General features: G+C 74.8%; 6 protein-coding genes and 1 pseudogene. 3 read left to right on the top strand and 4 right to left on the bottom strand.

Translation table 11 applies throughout. The annotated features are described in order from the left end of the window. Nucleotides 1-201: pseudogene (locus N866_RS22060) on the bottom strand (hypothetical protein); the annotation flags it as partial. Nucleotides 202-405: 204 nt separating this feature from the next. Here N866_RS22060 and N866_RS22575 point away from each other — a divergent pair. Beyond that, nucleotides 406-534, top strand: coding sequence for a hypothetical protein (locus N866_RS22575; protein WP_281173192.1), 129 nt, complete (start codon nucleotides 406-408; stop codon nucleotides 532-534). Nucleotides 535-598: 64 nt separating this feature from the next. On the opposite strand, the gene N866_RS05170 is transcribed toward N866_RS22575, so the two are convergent. Continuing rightward, nucleotides 599-1141 carry a hypothetical protein gene (locus N866_RS05170; protein WP_034223587.1) on the bottom strand — a complete coding sequence of 181 codons (543 nt, stop codon included), beginning with the start codon at nucleotides 1139-1141 and terminating at the stop codon, nucleotides 599-601. Between the two features lie 158 nt (nucleotides 1142-1299). Then, entirely contained in the window at nucleotides 1300-2535 is a 1236-nt protein-coding gene (locus N866_RS05165) for an EAL domain-containing protein (protein ID WP_034223583.1), read from the bottom strand. 112 nt (nucleotides 2536-2647) lie between these two features. On the opposite strand from N866_RS05165, the gene N866_RS05160 reads away from it, so the two are divergent. Further along, a complete protein-coding gene (locus N866_RS05160) occupies nucleotides 2648-2827 on the top strand; it encodes a hypothetical protein (RefSeq protein WP_034223580.1) in 180 nt (59 codons plus the stop codon). Nucleotides 2828-2861: 34 nt separating this feature from the next. Here the strand turns inward: N866_RS05160 and N866_RS05155 are convergent, their stop codons facing one another. Beyond that, the gene (locus N866_RS05155) at nucleotides 2862-3590 is read right to left on the bottom strand and encodes an AIM24 family protein (protein WP_034223577.1); all 729 of its coding nucleotides are present in this window, start codon (nucleotides 3588-3590) and stop codon (nucleotides 2862-2864) included. Nucleotides 3591-3802: 212 nt separating this feature from the next. Between N866_RS05155 and N866_RS05150 the strand changes: the two genes are divergently transcribed. Then, nucleotides 3803-4077 (top strand): hypothetical protein (locus tag N866_RS05150; protein ID WP_034223575.1); only part of this gene is annotated, 275 nt, incomplete at its 3' end.

Here is a 4077-nt window from a genome sequence, read left to right as displayed (position 1 = left end):
CGGGGACCCGCCGGTCCGTCGGGCGCCCGGCTCACGCGCGCCCGGCGCGCTGGGCGCCGGCAGCAGGTCACCCCCCGGCGTGGTGACGGGGCCCGGGGCGAGGGGCGGGGCGGACGTCACCTCGGACCGCGTGGGGGCCGAGGACGGCGCGGAGGGTGCGGACGGCACGGCGGCGTGCCCCGGGAGCTCGTGAGGCGTCACCTCGGCAGTATCGGCGGGTGACCCCCCGCACCTGAGTGGTGCAACCGTGAGCATTGCCCGCGGGCTGTGTGGATGTCGTGAAGGCATCCCACGACCTGGTTCCGCCGACCGGTCGCCGACGCCCTCCCGGACGACGTGGCGGAACTCACACCCGGGACCTTCGTCCTGCACGTGCGCGGACGCGGTCCCGTGCCGCACACTCGGGTGATCACCAGTCGTCGGATGAATAGAGGAGGGGTGAGGGTCATGCAGAACGAGACCACCCAGCAGGGCGCCGAGCAGGACGAGGCCGTCTACACCTCGGTGAGCAACCCGCGCCGCGTCCGGCTCTGACGCCGACGTCGAGCCGCAGCGACCGAGCCCCCGTCCGCAGGACGGGGGCTCTCGTGCACCCGGTTCACCGCACCCCGCGGGCCACCGTCGCCGGGACGGGGATCCGGCACTCCAGCACGGGGTAGGCACCGAACTCGGCCCGCAGGGCGGGAGCGTCCGCGAGGGCCTGACCGGCCTGGGCGAGCACGTAGACGCACCGCGCGGCGCGGACCAGGGCGAGCAGGTGCCGCTGCACCCAGCGGTCCGTGCCCAGGGCCCCGCGGAACGTGTCGACCACGAGGTGGTCGCAGCCCGCCACCAGGGCGAGCTCGTCCCGGCCGGCACGGGTCGGCACGACCTCGAGCTCCGTCGTCATCGAGGCGGCCGCGTGGGCGAGCACGAGGCTGCGGGAGTCGCCGATCCACCCGAAGCGCTCGGTCCCGCACCGCTCGGCGTGGAGCACCATCGCCGCGCTGACGGTCGCCGCCGCGAAGGACTCGGGCGCGGTCGCCAGGACGACCGCCCGCCGCATCGGCGGGAGCTGGGCGAGCAGGTCGGGGGTGAGCTGCTGCGTCGACCAGTACCGGCGCAGGCCCGCCACCACCTTCTCCTGGTGCGCACCTGCCATCGTCGGCACCTCCCGCGACGCCAGCCCCGGCTGCGGTCGATCTGGGCGGCCCCTGCGACCACCCGGTACCACGGTAGGCCTGCGGAGGCGGCTCTGCACCCCTGCGCCACCGGGTCATCCGCGGGGCCGACCGGGTCACCCTGGTCAGCCCAGCACGGTCACGGGGCGATCGACGCCACGGACGGCGCCGGCTCCTCGACCGGCGTCAGCGTCGCGGGCTCCTCGACCGGCGCCAGCGCCTCCGGCGGTCCCGGCCGGCCGAAGAACCACCCCTGGCCCAGGTCCACCGCGAGCGCGCGCAGGGCGGCGGCGTCGTCGGCGGTCTCGACGCCCTCGGCCACGACGCTCGCGCCGCTGCCGTGCGCGAACTCCACGAGCGCCCCCACGAGGGTGCGCAGCACGGGGTCGCCGGCGACGCCGTCGACGATGCTGCGGTCCAGCTTGATGACGTCCGGGCCCGTCAGGACGATGTGGCGCAGCGAGGAGAACCCGGCACCGGCGTCGTCGATCGCGAGCCGGGTGCCCGCTGCCCGCAGCGGCGCGAGCGCGGCCCGCAGGGCGTCGTAGTCCTCGACCGCGTCGTGCTCCGAGAGCTCGACGAGGACGCGGCCGGCGGGCAGCCGCGCGAAGAGCTCCTGGCACGGCGCACCGAGGAGCGTCCCGGGCGAGACGTTCATCGCGACGTAGCCGCCGACGGCGTCCAGGTGGGCCGCCGCGCGCTCCAGCGCGAGGAGCTCGAGCCGCTCGCCGAGGCCGACCTCGTGCGCCTCGGCGAAGACGACGTCGGGGGCCTTGCCCCAGTCGGCCGGGAAGCGGCTCAGCGCCTCAGCGCCGACGCGCCGACCGGTCGCCAGGTCGACGATCGGCTGCAGGACGACGACCGGGCCGCCCGCGTCGAGGACCGGGGCGAGCCGGCGCTCGATCTCCTCCGCACGCGCGGACTCGAGGACACCGGGCTCCAGCACGACGGCGGCGGCCGAGGCGAGGACCTCCATCAGCGCCTTGTCGCGCTTCGTCAGTCCCTTGTCGCTGGACAGGCCGGTGGCGCAGAAGGTCCCGTAGAGCGTCCCGTCGCTGAGCGTGACGGGCACGGACACGTAGCTGCGCAGGCGCGGGAACCGGGCGGCGGGCAGGGCCATCGCCGCGGGGAAGTCGCGCACGTCGGGGATGACGGCGGGGAGCCGGCCGTCCAAGATGGCCTGGCAGAACGACGTCTCCTGCGCGAGCTGGAGGCCCTCACGGAAGACGAACGGGATCGCCGAGTCCACGACCTCGAGGTGCTGCGTCGTGCCGTCCAGACGGGACAGGAACGCGACGCTGAGCCCGAGCGCGTCGCGGGCGGTGCGGAGGAGCTCGGCGACCTGCTGGTCGGCCTCGCTGCGTCGTCTGCCCACGGCTCTCCTCGCGGTCCGGTCCCCGACGCCCCATCGGCCGTCGGCGCGCGCGGATGAGCCGTCGTGGGCGTGGCGCCGCAGCGATGTCGGTGGTCGTGCCTACCGTCGGGGCATGACCCACATCTGCGTCTGGTTCGAGGACGGCGGCCCGTCCGGCCACGGCGAGCTCGTGTGCGTGTGCGGCGAGCGCGCGATCGTGGTGCTCGACGACGAGGGCGTGGAGGTGCTCGTCGTCGTGGAGAGCTCGCGCGCCTCCGTGCGGGAGCTCGGGGAGCTGGCCGTCTCCGCCTGACCAGCCCCCCGCGCGGCCCCCCGCCCCGGCGGGCTCAGCCGCCGAGCAGGCCGCCCAGGCCGCCGCCGCGGCTCTGCGAGGTCTCCTGGTGGCCCCCGGCGACGACCGACTCGCTGGGCTGGACGAGCACGTAGCCCTGGCCGCCGAACGCCATCTGGAGCAGCTCGCCGGTGCCACCGCGGATCATCGACTTGATGCCGCCGGTGTCGACCCGCACGTCCATCGAGACGCCGGACGTCCAGAGCACGACCGCCTGGGCGTCCGCGAACGTCGGCGCGCCGCTGACGTCCAGCGCCACCGGCTCGCCCTTGGTGGTGACGGCGACGTAGCCCGTGCCGCGCAGCGAGACGTTGTACAGGCCGCCGGTCATCATCGCGCCGCGGGCCTGGATCCGGTGGATGTCCCACTCGATGGAGGAGGAGAACGCGAGCACGTTCGCGCCGTTGACGGACACGAGGTCGTTCTCGAGGTACATCACCTGGACGTCGCCGGCGTCGTCGGCGACGAACAGCTCGCCCTGGCCGGTGCACTGCATCATGTCGACGCCCTCGCCGGTCATCGCCGACTTGAGCATCCGGCCCAGGCCGCCGGAGCCCTTGTTCTCGAACCGGACGTCGCCCTGGTAGGCGACCATCGAGCCCGTCTTCGCCCAGACGGGGCCGTAGCCCATCTGGATCTTGAGCAGCTTCTTGTTCTGCAGGGAGAACGGGTCCTGCGAGGTGTTCTCGCGGAAGTCCTGGAAGAGCGAACCGTGAATGGGCATGTCGTCCCCTGGGGCCGTTCGGACGGCCCGGGATCGGGCCGTCAGAAGTCTACTGAGAGGCCCCTCACCTGCGTAGGCTCTCCGCAGGGTGATGTCGGCGGGCACCGCGCCCGTCCGCCCGGTCGTCCCGCGCCCACCGCGCACCGCCGCGCCCCGTCACCGCGGACCGGCGACGCCGGAGCGCGGACGTCCCCACGGCAAGGAGGACACACATGGGCTTCCTCGACAAGGCCAAGGCCGCCGCGACCGACCTCGCGGCGAAGGCCGACACCGCCCTGGCCGGCGCCGGCCTCGGTGGGCCCGGGTCGTCGGGCGGGGACGCGGACGCGTACCTGCGCGACCTCGGGGTCCTCGCGTACCTCGAGGCGACGGGTCGGCCGGCGGACGCCGCGGAGCACGAGCGGGTGCTGGCGGCGCTGCGCCGCCTGGAGGAGCAGGGCGCCGTGCGTTCCCTGACGCTGCGCACGACGGCGGCGTCCGCGCCCGG

The sequence above is a fragment of the Actinotalea ferrariae CF5-4 genome, from assembly GCF_000603945.1.
Taxonomy (GTDB): domain Bacteria; phylum Actinomycetota; class Actinomycetes; order Actinomycetales; family Cellulomonadaceae; genus Actinotalea; species Actinotalea ferrariae.
The sequence above is the reverse complement of the archived record's forward strand: the minus strand, read 5'-3'. Positions and strand labels throughout refer to the sequence as shown.

Bases quoted from the DNA above. Each gene is read 5' to 3' on its own strand.
- N866_RS05155 (WP_034223577.1), bottom strand. From the start codon at position 3,590: ATGCCCATTCACGGTTCGCTCTTCCAGGACTTCCGCGAGAACACCTCG.
- N866_RS05160 (WP_034223580.1), top strand. From the start codon at position 2,648: ATGACCCACATCTGCGTCTGGTTCGAGGACGGCGGCCCGTCCGGCCAC.
- N866_RS05170 (WP_034223587.1), bottom strand. From the start codon at position 1,141: ATGGCAGGTGCGCACCAGGAGAAGGTGGTGGCGGGCCTGCGCCGGTAC.